The following is a 16,968-nucleotide window of genomic DNA, read 5'->3' as shown; positions in this document are numbered from 1 at the left end:
GGCGGACGCACCGTCCGTCAGACGGTGCTCATCGGGGTCGCGTCCACGCTCGTCGTCTGCTGTTCGAGGCCGTAGACGGTGGGGGTGCCGCTCGGGGCGATCACGCCCACTTCCATCTGCATCTCGTGGTTCACGACCTGGTACATGTGGTCGCTCGCGCCCTTCTTGACGAACGGCTTGAGCCGCTTGCCGAGGGTGATGTACGAGGTCAGGTCCTTGGCCAGTGACGTCTCGTCGACGGCGCTGTCGTTGAGCACGAGGGCCCCGCCGTCCTTCGTGCGCAGCGCGTACGTGGTGCCGACGCGCGGGGCGGCCTTCTTGTAGTCGTTGTACGCGTGGCCGTCGAGGCCGTTGAGACGGTTGTTGTACGCGGAGATCGCGTTCTCGCGCGCCGTGGTCCGCGCCAGCGGGGTGTCGGCGCCGCCGGTCACGTAGAGGTCCGCCACCAGGTCGGCCAGGTCCGCGGGCGCGGTGCCGCCGATCTTCGCCGTTGGCTCGGCGACCCGCGCCAGCCCGTCCGCGTCCAGCGCGATCTCCGGGATCTTTTTCTGCTCGTCGCCCGAGAAGTCCTGGGAGTTGACCGCGCGCCAGCCGTCGGCCGTGTGCTTGAAGACGATGAAGCGGGTGCCGGTCGTCCACGGCGCGCCCGGCTTGCCGTCCTTCAGCTCCGCGCCCTGCGCCCTCACCATGAACCAGTCCGTGTTGGCCGCGGCCGGAGGGATGTAGAACGCGCGGTTGACGTACACGAAGCCCGCCAGATTCGCCTTGACGTTCTTCTGGTCGAGGCCGGACGCCTGCGTGAAGTAGCCCTTGTCGAAGGCGAGCATGGCCCCTGCCTCGGCCTTGGCGATCAGCGCCGGGCTGAGCTTCGCGTTCGCCTCGTTGTTGAGCGCCTGATACGTGTCCACGATCTTGTTCGCCTCGGCCACGGTCAGCAGCGGCGCCGCCTTCTTCCCGCCCTTGCCCTTGCCCGCGTCCCCGCTCTTCTCCGTGGACGTGTCCGACGTCTCGTCCGACGACGAGCCGCCGCACCCGGCGGTCAGGACGAGACACGTCGCCGCGAGGCCCGCCGCCAGCGCGACGCGGTGCTTTCGGTTAACCATGAGTCCCTGCTTCCCCGTGAACAACACTTCCCCGTAACGGCCTCGGGCCGCCGGAACCCGGTCCACGCTACCGAGCGGGCCGCGTCGGCCCGCTGGTGGGGCTGCCGGGACGACCGGGGAGGGCGGTTCGTACGCGTCCGGGCGTCCGGGCGTCCGGGCTCAGGACGGCCAGTCGCCGTGGGTCGTCGCGGGCTGGGGCGGAGCCTGGCGGACGGGGGCCGGATTGTCCGCGGCCAGCTCCTCGGTCGGGTTCATCAGGACCGCGAAGGCGACCACGAAGACGATCAGGCTCAGGCCCGCGATCAGGGGCAGGACGAAGGCGGAGGCCGAGACGCCCGTGGTCGGGTCGGTGTGGTCGGTGATCGTGGAACTGACCGCCGCCATGCCCGTGTAGTGCATGCCGCTGATCGCGAAGGCCATGACGAGCGCGGCCCCGGTGATGAAGAGCGGGCCGCGCGCGCGGAGCGTCGCCCACAGCGCCGCCGTGGCGGCCACGATGGCGATGACGATCGACAGGGCGACGGTGGAGCCGTCGTAGCTCATCGTGCCCGGCATGATGATCGCCGCCATGCCGAGGTAGTGCATACCCGCCACGCCGACCCCGGCGAGCAGGCCGCCCGCCAGCAGCGACGGCCAGGACGAGTCCCGGCCCGCCACGTAGATCCCGACGCCGACGACGCCCACCGCGAGCACCCAACTCAGCACGGTCAGCGTCACGTTGTAGCGCAGCGTCACGCCCTGGACGTCGTAGCCGAGCATCGCGACGAAGTGCATGCCCCAGATTCCGGTGCCCAGCGCGACGGCTCCCGATCCGAGCCAGCTCTTTCCCCGCCCGAATCCCACGAGGTGCAGCCGGGACGAGCAGGCCAGGCCGAGCACGGAGCCGACAAAGGCGATCACGTAAGCGAACGTCGGATAAAGGGAGTTGGACCAGAGCGGTTCGTGGTGTTGCATTTGAGCGGCCCTCTCAGGATTTTCCTGCCTGCTGAGTGAAGTGACGACAGCGCAGGCCGGAGAGGCACGCGCGCACAGGTGTACGACCTTGTATCACCTATACGGCCATTCGGCGATATTGATCTTCAAAATTGGTACACAGCGGGGACGCGTGGGGCTTGATATCACTCATGCGCAATTCGAGGCACCCCGAGGCCGCCTCACCGAGGCAAGTTTTCGCCCCTTCCGGCCAAGATCAACTTTCTCTCGCCACAACCCGCCGCCGTCCCGTCGTTTCCCGCCCTGACCAGCCCGTCCCCCGCCCTGCCGACCGGCCGCCCCGCCCAACTCACCTTCCTTGCGCACCACTTCACGGCACCCGAGCCTGTCCGGTTCCCACCGGTCCGGGCCCCATCGCCCCTCCCGAATAGCCGATTTACCCCCATGCGCGGTCACATGGATGATGCGCCTCCCGCCCCGAGACGATTCCCGGCATATTCGTTTTGCCATATCCTCGACGTCATATGCCCGTTCGGCATCACCGGCACGGTGAAGTGTCAGCGGCGCGGTGAAGTGTCAGGAGCGCGGAGTAGCCGAATCCCCGATCGCTTGTCGGCTTTCGCGGCCCACCGGGACGGCCACCGCGGACGGGCGGCCGGTCCTCGGGGTGGTGCCGCCGGTTCGGGGAAGGGGCACGAGGGGTGTTCATTCCGGTATGAGAGTCTGCTGGGGAACCGCGGCGATGTGTGACGGTGCCCGTCGGGCGGCGGTCCTCGCCGCCACTGAAAGGGCTGCACGATGCGCGACACGGCGGAAGCGATACCGGAGGCCGGGGCGGGACGCAGGCTGTCGTGGCCCTGGTTCCTCGTCGTGGTGGTCGTGTACGTGGGCATCATCCAGGGCCTGGGCCTGCTGATCGGCGTGGACACCGGTGACTCCGACAGCCAGTTCCCCACGACCGCGTCCCTGGTGCGCAACGCGCTGATCCCGATCGGGGCGTCGATCGCGTTCGGCGCCGCGGTCGTCTCCTGGCTGGGCTGGTGGGGCGAGGTCCTGCGCTACCGCGCGCCGGTGCGGCGCTGGGTGCGCTGGGTACCGATCTCGATGATCGCCGCCGCGGTGATCGGGCTGAACTACCCGCACCTGGCGGACCAGAGCCTGTCTCTCGTGGCCTGCCTGCTGCTGCTCGGGCTGTTCGTCGGCGTCGGCGAGGAACTCATGTTCCGGGGCATCGGCGTCCATGTCTTCCGCCGCGCGGGATTCACCGAGGGCAAGGTCGCGCTCTGCTCCTCCGTCGTCTTCGGCCTCGTCCACATCAGCAACGCCATCAGCCAGGGACCACAAGCGCTCGGGCAGGCCGCCGTCGTCTCCACCTCGGGCTACTTCTTCTACCTGTGCCTGCGCGCCGGCGGCGTCCTCGTGCTGCCGATGCTCGTCCACGGTCTGTGGGACACCAGCCTGATCTCCAACCTCGTGGGCGACAAGCCCCAGGTGTCGCTGGGCACCCTCCTGATCATCCTGCTCCAGGTCGCCCTGATCATCGTGCTGCTCGTCAGGCGCCGCGCGATCCAGCCCGCCTCCCCGGCCGTCCCGGCCTGACCAGCGGTACGGCCCCCGCCCGTCAGGTTGCCTGGCTACGACGCGCGCGTACGCCCTCAGGGGCGGTCGCCCGGCATGGCCTGTTCCAGTTCGCGCGCCAGTCGCCGCAGCCGGGCGCCGCGTCCGAGGTCCGGCGGGGACGGCCAGGTGAGCGTGACGCCCGCGCGGGAGGCGAGGGCCAGGACAGTCCCGACGAAGCCTTCGGCCAGCGCCCGGTTGATCGAATGGCCGACCCGTAGGTCCCAGTCCAGCAGCGCCTGCGCGAAGACGGCCAGCGCGGCCGGGTCGACCCGGCAGTCGTCGTTCACCATCGGCCCGATGCCCGACGCCACCCCGACCCGCTCCTCGAACACCGGCACCTGCCCGTGGAAGAGGCGGCTGACGCCCGTCGAGGGGTTCCACAGGACGCGGTCGCCGACCTCGTAGTACTGACTCATCTCAACGCCGCTCTCGTTGATGGGGGCTGGGGCGAACGGCCCGGTGGGGCCATGGCGGGTTCGTCTCGCGCCCTGCGGGCGCACTGCCGCTGGCTGCGGTGGGGAGGGGGGCCGGCCGGGGCTGTCGGGCGGGCCCGGGCCCGGGGTGGGCGCGGTGACGGGCGGCCTTGACGGGGCCGGTGCCGTACGGGTGCCGGTTTGTACGCCGACCGCTGACACCGTAGGGCGCGCACGCCGAGGCGGTTCCGTGGTGCGGGCGCCGTAACCGGCGGATGCCGGTCAGTTGACGAAGTCGCCTGCGGCGAGCGCCCGTTGGAAGTGCGTTCACTCGACGGGGGTGAAGGCGAGGGCCGGGCCCTCGGGGTTCTTCGAGTCGCGGACACGTACGGTGCCGGGCACGTTGACGGCGACCTCAACGCATTCCTGACCCGCAGGGTCCGGGCCGCTGTAGCTGGACTTCTTGAACTCGAAGTGCCTCATCGCGCATCCCCTCACGTTGCGAATGTGCCTGTCGTCAGGGCCTGTTGGAAGTGGGTCCACTCCGAGGGAGTGAAGGCCAGGGCCGGACCGTCCGGGTCCTTGGAGTCGCGGACACGTATGGTGCCGGGCACGTTGATGGCGACCTCAACGCATTCGCCGTTCGCAGTGCTGTAGCTCGACTTGTGGAACTGGTACCTGGTCACGCTTGCATCCCCTTGGCGATGTCATCGATCAGCTTCGCGGAGGCGTGCGGAGACAGGGCCAGCCGGGCAGCCTGCTCGAAGTACCTGTCGTACGGGGTGCCTTGGCCTGTGTCCTCCACCCACCTGGTGGAAGCAATCGTATCGACGTGGACGACATCGAGCGCCGCGCTGTCCTCGAAGGAGACGATGTTGAAGGCCCCGCCCATCGAGACGTGGGCCCCCGCGCGGAACGGCAGCACCTGGACGTGCACGTTCGGCAGCTCCGCCAAGTCCACCAGGCGTGCCAGTTGCTCGCGCATCACCTCGTGGCCACCCACCACCTGCCGGAGCGCCGCCTCCCAGATCACGGCGTGCACCTTCAACGGTCGTTCGTCCGTGAGACGCGCCTGCCGCTTTCGCCGCACATCGACAACACGCTCGATGCTGTCGAGGTCTTCCAGCGCGCCTTCGACGACGCACAGTGCGCGGACGTAGTCGGGCGTTTGGAACAGCCCCGGAACCAGGGCCAGTTGCCACGTGCGGATACGTTGAGCCGCGTCTTCCAGGGCGATGTATTCGGCGTACTCGGCGAGTACGCGCGTCTCCGGATCGTGCCGCCACCAGCCCTTCGCCCGGCGGCGCTCCCGGTCCAGCCGGGCGATTTGCAGCAGGCCCTGCACGACGGCCTCGTCGTCAACGCCGTAGAGGTGGCACAGCGCGCGGATGTCGGGGTCGCGCATGGGGACGAGGCCGCGTTCCATTTTGGCGACCTTGGGGACCGAGGCGGTCAGGGCCTGAGCCGCATGGGACTGCTTGAGGCCGCAGGTCTCGCGCATGCGGAGGAGGTCGCCGCCGAGCTTGCGGCCCAGGACGGTGGAGATCGAAGTCCCCCGGTTCGCACGGTCGTTCATGGTGGTCATCCCCTCCCAGAGCGTGAGCACAGTCTGTGGCGCGGTCCCGGAGAGGCACAACTCAATTCGAGTAGAATTTTCTGCTCATTCGTGTTGCTGCACAAGAGACTCACCCTCTACCGTCGGTGACGACCCGCTCGCACAGCGGCGCCGCATGGCGGAAGTGCACCGCTGCGTCATGCCCGGGTGGGGCGGAGGGCGTGGGGGCGACGCCACCGCCAGGGACCGTGCGCGGGCTGACGCGCGAGGCTGGGAGGTCGCCGGGATGGGCGACGCGGAGACGACGTATGACACATGCCTGTACGCACCGACGGCGCGGAGTGTGAGCAGGGCGCGGGTGCGGACCGCCGAGCTGGTGGAGAAGTGGGGGCACCCCGAAGTGGCCCGGGACGCCGGGCTGTTGGTGAGCGAGCTGGCGACCAACGCGGTCCGGTACGGGCGGGTGGCCGGGCGGCTGTTCCGGGTCGAGGTGCGGCTGGCCGAAGACGTGCTGCGGGTGGGCGTCACCGACGCGCGCGGGGAGCGGCGGCCCCAGGTGCCCGAGGCCGTGAGCGACGACGACGAGTCCGGCCGGGGCTTACTGATCGTCGCGGCCGTCGCCGCCCGCTGGGCCGTCGTCCCCCTGGACGTGGGCAAAACGGTCTGGGCCGAGTTGGATCTGACGCCCCTGGGGCGACGGCGAGGGTGAGGGGGAGCATGGGCGGTATGGAGACTTCATTTCTCGGGATCGCTGAACTCGGCGAGCGGGGCCGGGCACCGGCCGTGGCGGTGGTCGTGGACGTCATGCGGGCGTTCACCGTGGCGGCTTGGGCGCTCGGGCGCGGGGCGGAGAAGGTGGTGCTGGCCGGGTCGTTGGACGAGGCGCTGGCGCTCAAGGCCCGGCATCCGGACTGGGTGACGGTCAAGGACGGTGCGCCCGCGCCGGGGTTCGACACCGTCAACTCACCGGGCCTGATGCGGTCGCTCGCCCTGGAGGGACGGACCGTCGTACAGAAGACCACGGCGGGGACGGTCGGCGCGCTCGCGGTGAAGGACGCGCCGCTGGTGCTGTGCGCCGCGTTCGTGGTGGCGGAGGCGACGGCCGACCACCTGCGGGCGCACGCGGGCGACGGCGTCACCTTCGTGGTCACCGGCGAGGACGGGCAGGCCGACGAGGACCTGGCGTGCGCTCAGTACATCGCCGGGCGGGCCGCCGGGGCCGGAACGGACGCCGCCGAGTTCCTGCGCCGCGCCGCCACGTCGCGCGCCGCCGCCGAGCTGGCGGAGGGGGTGCGCGAAGGAGTGCACCCCGACGACATCGCGCTCTGCCTCGAACTCGACCGGTTCCCCTTCGCCATGGTGGCGGCCGTGGAGGGGCCGCTCATGGTCCTGCGGGCGTCAGCGGCGCTCGTCAGGGACGGATCGTGCTGACCAGGGAGGCGGTGGAGTTCATCGTGGACTGGATGGTGGGGGCGAGGCTGGTGGAGGAGAGGCAGAAGCCGAGGAGGACGCAGATGACGGCGTGGCTGGGCTTGAGGGACTTGTTGCGCATCATCATGGCGGCGAGGACGAGGAGCAGCAGGACGACGGAGACGGAGACGGCCATGGGGTGATGGCAGCATAAAAGGGGACGAATGGGTGGGACGCACGCACGACGGAGGGCCCGGACGTTTGTACGTCCGGGCCCTCCGTGCGGGTGACGGCGTCAGCCCCAGGTGAGCAGCCGCTTGGGCTGTTCGAGGATGGCGGCCACGTCGGCCAGCACGCGGGAGCCGAGTTCGCCGTCGACCAGGCGGTGGTCGAAGGAGAGGGCGAGCGTGGTGACCTGACGCGGCTTCACCTTGCCCTTGTGGACCCAGGGCTGGAGCTTGATCGCGCCGAAGGCGAGAATCGCCGACTCGCCCGGGTTGAGGATGGGCGTGCCGGTGTCCACGCCGAAGACGCCGACGTTGGTGATGGTCACCGTGCCGCCCTGCATCGCGGCCGGCGAGGTCTTGCCGTCACGGGCGGTGGCGACCAGTTCGCCGAGTGCGGCGGCCAGTTCGGGGAGCGTCTTGTCGTGCGCGTCCTTGATGTTGGGGACGATCAGACCGCGCGGGGTGGCGGCGGCGATCCCCAGGTTGACGTACGACTTGTGGACGATCTCCTGCGCGGCCTCGTCCCACGCGGCGTTCGCCTCGGGGTGCCGCTTGAGGGCGACCAGCAGGGCCTTCGCGACCAGCAGCAGCGGGCCGACCCGTACGCCCGTGAAGGCGCGGTCCTCCTTCAGCTCCTGGACCAGCTTCATCGTCCGCGTGATGTCGAACGTCACGAATTCCGTGACGTGCGGCGCGGTGAAGGCGCTGGTGACCATCGCCTGGGCGGTGGCCTTGCGGACGCCCTTGATCGGGATACGCGTCTCCCGGGCGCCGGCGGTCGCCGCGAGCGGCTCGGGCGCGGCCGTCACCGGCGGCAGCGCGGCAGGCGGGGCCGCCGCCGCGCGGATGTCCTCGCGGGTCACCACGCCGTTCGGCCCGGTCGGCACCACGGTCGCCAGGTCGATGCCCAGCTCCTTGGCCAGCTTCCGTACCGGCGGCTTGGCCAGCGGCCGGTCCACCGCCGCCGCACGGTCGTGACCGTTCAGCTCGGCGGCCTGAGCCGGTACGGAGGGGGCCGGTACGGCAGCGGTCGGTACGTCAGCGGTCGGTACGTCAGGGGCTGGTACGTCAGGGGCCGCCTGCTTGCGCGGACGGCGCGTCGTGGCCGACGGCGCGACGCCGTATCCGACGAGCACCGCCTGCCGCTTGGGCTCGGCGGGCGGGGCCTCGGGGGCGGGAGTCTGCACGGCGGGCGGCTCCGAAGCCGCGACCCCGGCGGACCCTGCGGAACCGCCCGAATCGGCGGAACCGGCGGCCCCGTCCCCCCCGGCGTCCACCACGATGATCGGCGTACCGACATCCACCGTCGTGCCCTCGCCGAAGCGGATCTCGCTCACCACCCCGTCGTACGGAATGGGCAGCTCGACGGCGGCCTTCGCCGTCTCCACCTCGCAGATGACCTGCCCGTCGGTGACGGTGTCACCGACGGCCACGTACCACTTGAGGATCTCCGCCTCGGTCAGGCCCTCGCCGACATCCGGCATCCGGAATTCGCGGAAGCGCTGTGCAGGTGCGGTCATGGTCGTCACAACCCTCTCCTCAGAACGCCAGCGCGCGGTCGACGGCGTCGAGTACGCGGTCCAGGCCGGGCAGGTACTCCTCCTCCAGGCGGGCCGGCGGGTACGGGGCGTGGAAACCGCCCACCCGCAGTACCGGGGCCTCGAGGTGGTAGAAGCAGCGCTCGGTGATCCGGGCCGCGATCTCCGCGCCCGTGCCGTAGAAGACCGGGGCCTCGTGCACGACGACCAGGCGGCGGGTCTTCTCCACGGACGTCTGGAGAGTGTCGAAGTCGAGGGGCGAGAGCGAGCGCAGGTCCACGACCTCCAGGCTACGGCCCTCGTTCGAGGCGGCCGCGGCAGCCTCCAGGCAGACCTTCACCATCGGACCGTACGCGGCGAGCGTGAGGTCGGTGCCCTCCTGGGCCACGACCGCCTTGTGCGGGGAGCCGGGCACGGCCGAGGTGTCGACCTCGCCCTTGTCCCAGTAGCGCCGCTTCGGCTCGAAGAAGATCACCGGGTCGTCGCACTCGATGGCCTGCTGGAGCATCCAGTACGCGTCGGAGGCGTTCGAAGGCGTGATCACCTTCAGGCCGGGGACGTGCGCGAACAGCACCTCGGGCGACTCGCTGTGGTGCTCGACCGCGCCGATGCCGCCCGCGTACGGGATACGGATGACGACCGGCAGCTTGATCTTGCCGAGCGCACGGGCGTGCATCTTCGCGAGCTGCGTGACGATCTGGTCGTAGGCCGGGAAGACGAAGCCGTCGAACTGGATCTCGACCACCGGGCGGTAGCCGCGCAGCGCGAGGCCGATCGCGGTGCCGACGATGCCGGACTCGGCGAGCGGGGTGTCGATGACGCGCCCCTCCCCGAAGTCCTTCTGGAGACCGTCGGTGATCCGGAAGACGCCGCCGAGCTTGCCGACGTCCTCACCCATGACGAGGACCTTCGGGTCGTTGTCGAGCGCCGTGCGCAGCGACTCGTTCAGGGCCTTGGCGATGGACATCTGGGTCATGTCAGCGTCCCTCTCCGGAAGCGGCGCCCTCGGACTCGAACGAGGCGAGGTACGCGGCGAACTGCGCGCGCTCCTCGTCGACGAGCGCGTGCCCGTCGGCGTAGACGTTCTCGAAGATCGCCATGGTGTCCGGGTTCTCCATCGTGCGTACGCCGTCGCGCACCCGCTTGGCCAGTACGTCGCTCTCCTGCTCGATCGACGCGTAGTACGCCTCGTCGGCCAGGCCCTGCTTGTCCAGATACGTCTTCAGCCGCAGGATCGGGTCCTTCGACTCCCACTGCTCGCGCTCCTCGTCGGCGCGGTAGCGGGTCGGGTCGTCGGTCGTGGTGTGGGCGCCCATGCGGTACGTGAACGCCTCGACCAGCATCGGGCCCTGGCCGCTGCGCGCGTGCTCCAGGGCCGCACGGGTGACGGCGAGCACCGCGAGGACGTCGTTGCCATCCACGCGGACGCCCGGGAAGCCGTATCCGGCGGCGCGCTGGTAGATCGGCACGCGGGACTGCTTCTCGGTCGGCTCGGAGATCGCCCACTGGTTGTTCTGGCAGAAGAAGACGACCGGCGCGTTGTAGACGGCGGCGAAGGTGAACGCCTCCGCCACGTCGCCCTGGCTGGAGGCGCCGTCGCCGAAGTACGCGATGACGGCCGAATCCGCGCCGTCCTTGGCCACGCCCATGGCGTAGCCGGTGGCGTGCAGCGTCTGCGAGCCGATGACGATCGTGTAGAGGTGGAAGTTGTTCTCGTTGGGGTCCCAGCCGCCGTGGTTCACACCACGGAACATGCCGAGCAGGTTGAGCGGGTCCACGTCACGGGTCCAGGCCACACCGTGCTCGCGGTAGGTCGGGAAGACGTAGTCGTCCGGGCGGGTGGCCCGCCCCGAACCGATCTGCGCGGCCTCCTGGCCGAGCAGCGAGGCCCACAGGCCCAGCTCGCCCTGGCGTTGCAGGGTGATCGCCTCGGCGTCGAAACGGCGGGTCAGCACCATGTCGCGGTACAGGCCACGCAACTCTTCCGGCGTCAGGTCGATGGAGTATTCGCCGTGCTCGACGCGCTCGCCCTCGGGCGTCAGCAACTGTACGAGTTCGGGCTCGGTGCCACGGCGCTTGGCGCCTGCTGCGCGGGTGGTCCGTCCCCTGCCCTTGGCGGGAGTGGCGGTGCTTCGCCCCCCGCTCCTGGCGGGGGTGGCCCCAGCGGCAGTGCTCTTCACGCTCACGTTCGCTCCTCCGTCTGTCCGGCCCCCGGGATCCGCCGGGCAGCCAGTGTGCGGCTCACCTGGTACGACGCGGCGCACGGGGTGTGTGCGGCATGGCCGAGCCAGGCGTGACAGTGCCCCGGCCACGTGGCCTGCAACAGAGACGTTACCTATAACCCACGCCATCGCGCGAAGCCGTCCGACCTGCGGTTTTGCTTGGAGTTCCTAGTAAATACGCGTTACCGCAGGCCACCGGGACAACCGCACCGTATCCCGGATACGGAAAGTGCGTAAGAGGCGGCGCTGTCGTCCGTAAGAGGCGCGGGCTGTCGTCCGTAAGAGGCGGGGAGCTCCCGGCGGTGCGACGCTGGGCAGGTGCCTGTAGAAGGAAATAGCCCCACAATCCGCGTGTTCCTGCTCGACGACCACGAGGTGGTCAGGCGCGGGGTGCACGAACTCCTCTCGGCCGAGCCGGGAATCGAGATCGTCGGCGAGGCCGGGAACGCCGCGGAGGCGGTGGCGCGCATTCCGGCCACCCGCCCGGACGTCGCGGTGCTCGACGTACGGCTGCCCGACGGCAGCGGCGTCGAGGTGTGCCGCGAGGTCCGCTCGCACGACCCGTCGATCAAGTGCCTGATGCTGACGTCCTTCGCGGACGACGAGGCGCTCTTCGACGCGATCATGGCGGGCGCCGCCGGATACGTGCTCAAGGTGATCCGCGGCAACGACCTGATCGACGCCATCCGCGACGTGGCCGCGGGAAAGTCGCTGCTGGACCCGGTCGCGACCGCCAAGGTCCTGGACCGGCTCCGGCACGGCGGCGCGCGCTCCGAGGGCGACGACCGTACGGCCGACCTGACCGCCCAGGAGCGCCGCATCCTCGACCTGATCGGCGAGGGCCTCACCAACCGCCAGATCGGCGAGCGCCTGCACCTGGCGGAGAAGACGGTGAAGAACTACGTGTCCTCGATGCTCGCCAAGCTCGGCATGGAGCGGCGCACCCAGGCCGCCGCGTACGTGGCCCGCATGCATGCCGAGGGTGACCGGAGGCATATGCCTTAGCACGTCCCAGGGGGTCGGCGCCAGTCCGCGCGGGCGGGGTGTCGCGGTGATCTACGCTTCTGCACGTGACGGGCACGGCGAAGGTGCCGCCGGCGCGGGCTTCGCTGACCGCTCTGCTGCGCCGCTACGAGGACGCGGGTACCCCGCTGACCTGCGTACCCGTTCCCCGGGGACTGCTCAACAAGGGCTACGAGGTGACCACCACCCGCGGCCGGTTCTTCCTCAAGCAGTACGTCGCCCGGGACACCGCGGACCCCGGCGTGATCGCCCGGCAGCACCGCGCGACGCGGGGTCTGGTCGGCCTCGGACTGCCCGTCGCCGCGCCCCTGCCGGACTCCCGCGGGCGTACGGTCGCGCGGCTCGGCGGCCACGGATACGCGCTCTTCCCCTGGATCGAGGGCAGGCACCGAGAGGGCACCGAGCTGACCGCCACGCAGTCGCGGCGGCTCGGCACGCTGCTCGGCATGGTGCACGCCGGGCTCGCCCGCGTGCAGCCGCCCCCGCCGGAGGACCAACGCCACCACCCGAGCGCCGACCCGGACCGTACGTACGCGCAGATCGACGAACTGCTCGCGCTGGTACGCCGGCACCGGCCGCGCGACGCCTTCGACGAACTCGCCGAGCACCGGTTGCTGGAGCGCCGCGCCCTGCTGCGCCGCCACGCCCACCGCCGGCCGCCGGACGCCGACGGGACGGTCAGCGGCTGGGTGCACGGCGACTTCCACCCGCTCAACCTGCTCTACCGCGGTGAGGAGCCCGCCGCCATCGTCGACTGGGACCGGCTCGGTGTGCAGCCGCGTGCCGAGGAGGCGGTACGCGCCGCCGCCATCTTCTTCGTCCACCCGCTGGACGGGCGTCTCGACCTGCGGAAGATCCGCTCCTACGCCCGTGCCTACCGCTCCGCGGCGGGGGTTCCCGTCGCCGAGCTGGCCGCCGCCGTCCACCGCGTCTGGTGGGAACGCCTCAACGACTTCTGGATGCTCCAGTGGCGTTATCAGCGGCGTGACCCCCGCAGTGATCCGCTTTTCCCGCCCGCCTCCGCCCTGGCCGTCTGGTGGACGGCCGAATACGGCGCCGTCATCGACGCCTTCACGTCCTAACGGCCCCCCCCGACAAGGGTGCCCTTACGCAGGGCGGTACCCCGAGTTTTTAGGGGCGCGGGGAACTGCGCGACCAGCCCCCACCGGGCTGTCAGCCCGAAAACAACAGCATCTGCCCCACTGGGGCCGGTTTTTAAAGCTCGCCACCGCCGTGGCTGAGCGCGCAGTTCCCCGCGCCCCTACGGGGCTCCGACCCGCCGTGCGGGTGGGCTACTCCGCCGGGGTGGCCGCGTCCGACGTCGGCGGGGTCGTCGGCGGGGTGGTGGGGGGCGTGGTCGGGGGGGTGGTGGGGGGCGTGGTCGGCGGAGTCGTCGGCGGAGTCGTCGGGGGCTTGGTGGTCGGAGTCGTCGGCGGGGTCGTGGTCGGAGTCGTCGGCGGGGTCGTCGCCGGAGTCGTGGTCGGGTCGGTCTGGTCGGACCCGGTTTCCGTCGGCTCCGTGGACGGCGGGTCGGACGGGGTGCCCGTGTCCTGGGTCACCGACGGCGACGGGGAGTTGGCGGGCGCGCCGCCGTCCCCGCCGGTACCGCGCGTGGCGAAGTAGACGCCCAGCGCGATGGCCAGCACCGCGGCGATGGCGAAGAGCACCGGCTTGAGCCAGCGGTTGCCGCCGCCGCCCGGCGGCCGCTCGCCGTAGCCCTGACCGCCGTCGTCGTCACCGGTGCCGGAGATGCCGGCGAGCAGCGGGGCGCCGAATTCGGCGGTGGTGCTGTTGCCGGGCCGCCCCTGTGCCACGACGGTCGGCGACATGCCGCCGGTCCGGGGGCCCGCGAGGGGGGTGATGACGCCGGTGTTCCACATGCCGCCGGTCCAGCCGCCCTGCTGGACGAGCGCCTGGTGCGCGTACTGGACGACACCGCGCATCTCCTCGGCGCTCTGGAAGCGGTCGTCCGGCTGCTTGGCGAGCGCGCGCAGCACGAGCCCGTCCAGCTCGGGCGGCACCCGGTCGCTGATCTGCGACGGGACCTGCGGCTCGTCCTGGACGTGCTGGTAGACCACCGAAAGCGGCGTCTCGCCGGTGAAGGGCGGACGCAGCGCCAGCAGCTCGTAGAGGAGACAGCCGGTCGCGTACAGGTCGCTGCGGTGGTCGACGGCCTTGCCGAGCGCCTGCTCGGGCGAGAGGTACTGCGGGGTGCCCATGACCATGCCGGTCTGCGTCATCGTGCTCTGGGCGCCGTGCAGCGCCCGCGCGATGCCGAAGTCCATGACCTTGACCGCGCCGTTCGTGGTGATGATCACGTTGGCGGGCTTGATGTCGCGGTGCACGATGCCGTGCTGGTGGCTGTAGGCCAGCGCTTCGAGGACGCCGGAGACGATCAGCAGCGCCTGGTCGACGGGCGGCGGCTCGGCGCTGGAGAGCAGGTCCCTGATGGTGTGGCCCTCGACCAGCTCCATCACGATGTAGGGGACGGTGCCGGTGGGCGTACGGTCCTCGCCGGAGTCGTAGACCGCGACCACCGCGTGGTGGTTCAGACCCGCGACGGCCTGGGCCTCGCGGGTGAAGCGGGCCTTGGAGACCGGGTCCTCGGCGAGGTCGGTGCGCAGCAGCTTCACCGCCACGATCCGGCCCAGGCGTACGTCCTCCGCCGCGAAGACCTCGGCCATGCCGCCGCGGCCGAGCCGCCCGGTCAGCCGGTAGCGGCCCTCGCCGACGACGGTGCCCACGCCCCACTGGCCGGAAGTCTCCGACGCTCCGGGGCCCGGGGCCGTCTCTTTGGGGTCGACCATCAGTCCTCGCCGTCGTTCGTACGCGGTCATCGTCCGGGCGGGCGCGCGCGGACGCCCGTATCGTACGGATGCCCCGGAGCGGCCACCGTACCGCTTTCGCGTGCCCCGCCGGGCACACGTCCGCGTCACAGCACCTCAATACGGCGGTCCCGCGGGGATACACAGCATGTGCGTGCCCGATGTGCGTCAGGTGACGAGATGGTCAACGAACTTGACGTGTCCGTGCGATGGGCCAGACTTGGCGGGCAAGCTCGGGGACGAATATCGCCACAGGCAACCGCACAGGTACCGGCGCGACCCTCTCCCCGGTGGACTTTCCAGGGGGTAGCGGTACAGATGAGCGGGGACGCCACGCAGGGCGAGTACACGGGGCGCTCGGTCGGCGGCGGGCGGTACGTGCTGCGCGACCTGCTGGGCGAGGGCGGCATGGCGTCTGTGCACCTGGCGCACGACACCGTGCTCGACCGGCCGGTGGCCGTCAAGACCCTCCACACCAACCTGGGCAACGAGCAGTCCTTCCGCGAGCGCTTCCGCCGCGAGGCGCAGTCCGTCGCGAAGCTGAACCACACCAACATCGTCTCCGTCTTCGACTCCGGCGAGGACACCATCGACGGCCAGCTCGTGCCGTACATCGTCATGGAGTACGTCGAGGGCAGCCCGCTCGGCGACGTGCTGGCCGCCGATGTGGCGCAGCACGGCGCGATGCCCGCCGACAAGGCGCTGAAGATCACCGGGGACGTGCTGGCGGCGCTCGCGGTCAGCCACGAGATGGGCCTGGTCCACCGGGACATCAAGCCCGGCAATGTGATGATCACCAAGCGCGGTGTGGTCAAGGTCATGGACTTCGGCATCGCGCGCGCCATGCAGTCCGGTGTCACCTCGATGACGCAGACCGGCATGGTGGTCGGCACCCCGCAGTACCTGTCGCCGGAGCAGGCGCTGGGGCGCGGTGTGGACGAGCGCTCCGACCTGTACTCGGTCGGCTGCATGCTCTTCGAGCTGCTGACCGCGCGGCTGCCCTTCGACGCGGACTCGCCGCTGGCGATGGCGTACCAGCACGTACAGGAGATCCCGCCCGCGCCGTCGACGTTCAACCGCGCGCTGGGCCCGGCCGTGGACGCGCTGGTGGCGCGCGCGCTGCGCAAGAACCCCGCGGAGCGCTTCCCGACCGCGGACGCGATGCACGACGAGTCGGACCGGGTCCTGGCGGCCACGCGGCGCGACACGATGCCGCTGATGTCCGGCTCCGCGCCGCCCACCGGCAACCGCGGCCAGGACGTGGCGGCGTCGGTCTTCCCGTACGCGCAGGGCCCGCTCCAGACCCCGCCGCCGCAGATGCGGACGCCGTACGCGCCGGGCAATCCGCAGCAGGGCGGTTACGGGCAGCCCGCGCCGGCCCCGTCGCTGCCCTCGGCGTACGGCTACCCGCAGCAGTCCCCGACGCCGCCGCCGACCCCGGCGTACACCATGGCGCCCCAGATGCAGCACCAGCAGCACCAGCAGCAGATGCCGCAGCAGCGCGCGGGCGGTCACCCGGGCGGCGGCATAGGCGGCCCCGGCGGTCACGGCGGGGTCGGCGGCGGCACCGGTGGCGGCGGGAAGTCCAACACAGCGCTGATCGCGGGCGCGGCCGTCGTGGTCGTGGCCATCGCGGTGATCGTCGCGATCGTCCTGGCCAACAGCGGCGGCGGCAAGGGCAGCCCCAGCGCGGACGACCAGTCGGGCGGCCCGACGACCTCGTCCTCGACCCAGGCGTCCGACGACCCGACCACGGGCACCGGCGCGGGCGACGTCGTGAACGGCGACCAGAGCCGCACGATCGACCCCGACAAGTGCACCAAGGCGCACAACGACCTGATCTCGAACGACCCGGACGTCATGACGATGCCGGACTTCACGTCGATCTACGTGGACTCGGTCGTCGCCTGCATCAAGGCGGCGGGCTGGCAGTACACGATCAAGCAGACCGACGAGCAGCAGTGGGGCAAGGGCGCGGTGACCAGCCAGACCCCGAAGTATCTGGAGGACTACAACCCGAAGAAGGGCGGCAAGGTCACCATCTGGGTGTCCACCGGCAAGAGCTCGAACTGACCGGGCCCCCGCCGGTGCGACACCTC

At 70.8% G+C, this 16,968-nt stretch carries 17 protein-coding genes; 6 read left to right on the top strand and 11 right to left on the bottom strand.

Features of this window, described 5'->3' with window-relative positions:
- Positions 1-17: 17 nt before the first annotated feature.
- Both ACIP4Z_RS06800 and ACIP4Z_RS06795 read right to left on the bottom strand, forming a co-directional pair.
- Positions 18-1,103 carry a hypothetical protein gene (locus ACIP4Z_RS06800; protein WP_401305559.1) on the bottom strand — a complete coding sequence of 362 codons (1,086 nt, stop codon included), beginning with the start codon at positions 1,101-1,103 and terminating at the stop codon, positions 18-20.
- A gap of 159 nt (positions 1,104-1,262) precedes the next feature.
- Complete coding sequence (locus ACIP4Z_RS06795) at positions 1,263-2,057, bottom strand: MHYT domain-containing protein (RefSeq protein ID WP_391041900.1); 795 nt, start codon at positions 2,055-2,057, stop codon at positions 1,263-1,265.
- A 777-nt stretch (positions 2,058-2,834) separates the two neighbouring features.
- Between ACIP4Z_RS06795 and ACIP4Z_RS06790 the strand changes: the two genes are divergently transcribed.
- A complete protein-coding gene (locus ACIP4Z_RS06790; protein ID WP_355336741.1) occupies positions 2,835-3,635 on the top strand; it encodes a CPBP family intramembrane glutamic endopeptidase in 801 nt (266 codons plus the stop codon).
- Between the two features lie 56 nt (positions 3,636-3,691).
- Here the strand turns inward: ACIP4Z_RS06790 and ACIP4Z_RS06785 are convergent, their stop codons facing one another.
- From ACIP4Z_RS06785 to ACIP4Z_RS06770, 4 genes are all read right to left on the bottom strand, one after another.
- Positions 3,692-4,072 (bottom strand): DUF6086 family protein, encoded by a 381-nt coding sequence (locus tag ACIP4Z_RS06785; RefSeq protein ID WP_401305556.1) that lies wholly within the window; start codon positions 4,070-4,072, stop codon positions 3,692-3,694.
- 324 nt (positions 4,073-4,396) lie between these two features.
- On the bottom strand, positions 4,397-4,552 hold the full coding sequence (locus ACIP4Z_RS06780) for a DUF397 domain-containing protein (RefSeq protein WP_401305554.1): 156 nt from the start codon (positions 4,550-4,552) through the stop codon (positions 4,397-4,399).
- 11 nt (positions 4,553-4,563) lie between these two features.
- Positions 4,564-4,755: a DUF397 domain-containing protein gene (locus ACIP4Z_RS06775; RefSeq protein ID WP_401305552.1), complete on the bottom strand. Its 192-nt coding sequence runs from the start codon at positions 4,753-4,755 to the stop codon at positions 4,564-4,566.
- On the bottom strand, positions 4,752-5,654 hold the full coding sequence (locus tag ACIP4Z_RS06770; protein WP_401305550.1) for a helix-turn-helix domain-containing protein: 903 nt from the start codon (positions 5,652-5,654) through the stop codon (positions 4,752-4,754). Before ACIP4Z_RS06770 ends, ACIP4Z_RS06775 begins: the two co-directional genes overlap by 4 nt.
- A 256-nt stretch (positions 5,655-5,910) precedes the next feature.
- Between ACIP4Z_RS06770 and ACIP4Z_RS06765 the strand changes: the two genes are divergently transcribed.
- Together ACIP4Z_RS06765 and ACIP4Z_RS06760 are read left to right on the top strand one after the other, a co-directional pair.
- On the top strand, positions 5,911-6,333 hold the full coding sequence (locus ACIP4Z_RS06765; protein WP_401305548.1) for an ATP-binding protein: 423 nt from the start codon (positions 5,911-5,913) through the stop codon (positions 6,331-6,333).
- A 17-nt stretch (positions 6,334-6,350) separates the two neighbouring features.
- Positions 6,351-7,055: a 2-phosphosulfolactate phosphatase gene (locus tag ACIP4Z_RS06760; protein ID WP_355336738.1), complete on the top strand. Its 705-nt coding sequence runs from the start codon at positions 6,351-6,353 to the stop codon at positions 7,053-7,055.
- On the opposite strand, the gene ACIP4Z_RS06755 is transcribed toward ACIP4Z_RS06760, so the two are convergent.
- The 4 genes from ACIP4Z_RS06755 to pdhA all read right to left on the bottom strand — a co-directional run bounded on the left by ACIP4Z_RS06755 (position 7,036) and on the right by pdhA (position 10,985).
- Complete coding sequence (locus ACIP4Z_RS06755; RefSeq protein ID WP_355336737.1) at positions 7,036-7,230, bottom strand: hypothetical protein; 195 nt, start codon at positions 7,228-7,230, stop codon at positions 7,036-7,038. The genes ACIP4Z_RS06760 and ACIP4Z_RS06755 overlap by 20 nt on opposite strands.
- Positions 7,231-7,329: 99 nt before the next feature.
- Positions 7,330-8,790, bottom strand: a complete 1,461-nt coding sequence (locus ACIP4Z_RS06750; protein WP_401305546.1) for a dihydrolipoamide acetyltransferase family protein — start codon at positions 8,788-8,790, stop codon at positions 7,330-7,332.
- Positions 8,791-8,800: 10 nt separating this feature from the next.
- A complete protein-coding gene (locus tag ACIP4Z_RS06745; RefSeq protein ID WP_355336735.1) occupies positions 8,801-9,775 on the bottom strand; it encodes an alpha-ketoacid dehydrogenase subunit beta in 975 nt (324 codons plus the stop codon).
- A 1-nt stretch (position 9,776) separates the two neighbouring features.
- Positions 9,777-10,985, bottom strand: a complete 1,209-nt coding sequence (pdhA, locus tag ACIP4Z_RS06740; protein ID WP_355336734.1) for a pyruvate dehydrogenase (acetyl-transferring) E1 component subunit alpha — start codon at positions 10,983-10,985, stop codon at positions 9,777-9,779.
- A 381-nt stretch (positions 10,986-11,366) separates the two neighbouring features.
- On the opposite strand from pdhA, the gene ACIP4Z_RS06735 reads away from it, so the two are divergent.
- A complete protein-coding gene (locus ACIP4Z_RS06735; RefSeq protein ID WP_401306025.1) occupies positions 11,367-12,026 on the top strand; it encodes a response regulator in 660 nt (219 codons plus the stop codon).
- Between the two features lie 65 nt (positions 12,027-12,091).
- The gene (locus ACIP4Z_RS06730) at positions 12,092-13,126 is read left to right on the top strand and encodes a phosphotransferase (protein ID WP_401305543.1); all 1,035 of its coding nucleotides are present in this window, start codon (positions 12,092-12,094) and stop codon (positions 13,124-13,126) included.
- A 210-nt stretch (positions 13,127-13,336) separates the two neighbouring features.
- Here the strand turns inward: ACIP4Z_RS06730 and ACIP4Z_RS06725 are convergent, their stop codons facing one another.
- Positions 13,337-14,851 (bottom strand): protein kinase, encoded by a 1,515-nt coding sequence (locus tag ACIP4Z_RS06725; protein WP_401305541.1) that lies wholly within the window; start codon positions 14,849-14,851, stop codon positions 13,337-13,339.
- Positions 14,852-15,187: 336 nt separating this feature from the next.
- On the opposite strand from ACIP4Z_RS06725, the gene ACIP4Z_RS06720 reads away from it, so the two are divergent.
- Positions 15,188-16,942: a protein kinase gene (locus tag ACIP4Z_RS06720; protein WP_401305539.1), complete on the top strand. Its 1,755-nt coding sequence runs from the start codon at positions 15,188-15,190 to the stop codon at positions 16,940-16,942.
- The last annotated feature ends 26 nt before the right edge of the window (positions 16,943-16,968 follow it).

Origin of the sequence: Streptomyces sp. NPDC088910 (assembly GCF_044749865.1) — a bacterium.
Taxonomy (GTDB): domain Bacteria; phylum Actinomycetota; class Actinomycetes; order Streptomycetales; family Streptomycetaceae; genus Actinacidiphila.
The sequence above is the reverse complement of the archived record's forward strand: the minus strand, read 5'-3'. Positions and strand labels throughout refer to the sequence as shown.

Excerpts from the sequence above, each read along its gene's own strand:
- ACIP4Z_RS06765 (WP_401305548.1), top strand. The coding sequence starts at position 5,911 with ATGGGCGACGCGGAGACGACGTATGACACATGCCTGTACGCACCGACG.
- ACIP4Z_RS06790 (WP_355336741.1), top strand. The coding sequence starts at position 2,835 with ATGCGCGACACGGCGGAAGCGATACCGGAGGCCGGGGCGGGACGCAGG.
- ACIP4Z_RS06770 (WP_401305550.1), bottom strand. The coding sequence starts at position 5,654 with ATGACCACCATGAACGACCGTGCGAACCGGGGGACTTCGATCTCCACC.
- ACIP4Z_RS06725 (WP_401305541.1), bottom strand. The coding sequence starts at position 14,851 with ATGGTCGACCCCAAAGAGACGGCCCCGGGCCCCGGAGCGTCGGAGACT.
- ACIP4Z_RS06780 (WP_401305554.1), bottom strand. The coding sequence starts at position 4,552 with ATGAGGCACTTCGAGTTCAAGAAGTCCAGCTACAGCGGCCCGGACCCT.
- ACIP4Z_RS06755 (WP_355336737.1), bottom strand. The coding sequence starts at position 7,230 with ATGGCCGTCTCCGTCTCCGTCGTCCTGCTGCTCCTCGTCCTCGCCGCC.
- ACIP4Z_RS06795 (WP_391041900.1), bottom strand. The coding sequence starts at position 2,057 with ATGCAACACCACGAACCGCTCTGGTCCAACTCCCTTTATCCGACGTTC.
- ACIP4Z_RS06760 (WP_355336738.1), top strand. The coding sequence starts at position 6,351 with ATGGAGACTTCATTTCTCGGGATCGCTGAACTCGGCGAGCGGGGCCGG.
- ACIP4Z_RS06800 (WP_401305559.1), bottom strand. The coding sequence starts at position 1,103 with ATGGTTAACCGAAAGCACCGCGTCGCGCTGGCGGCGGGCCTCGCGGCG.
- ACIP4Z_RS06745 (WP_355336735.1), bottom strand. The coding sequence starts at position 9,775 with ATGACCCAGATGTCCATCGCCAAGGCCCTGAACGAGTCGCTGCGCACG.
- ACIP4Z_RS06720 (WP_401305539.1), top strand. The coding sequence starts at position 15,188 with ATGAGCGGGGACGCCACGCAGGGCGAGTACACGGGGCGCTCGGTCGGC.
- ACIP4Z_RS06785 (WP_401305556.1), bottom strand. The coding sequence starts at position 4,072 with ATGAGTCAGTACTACGAGGTCGGCGACCGCGTCCTGTGGAACCCCTCG.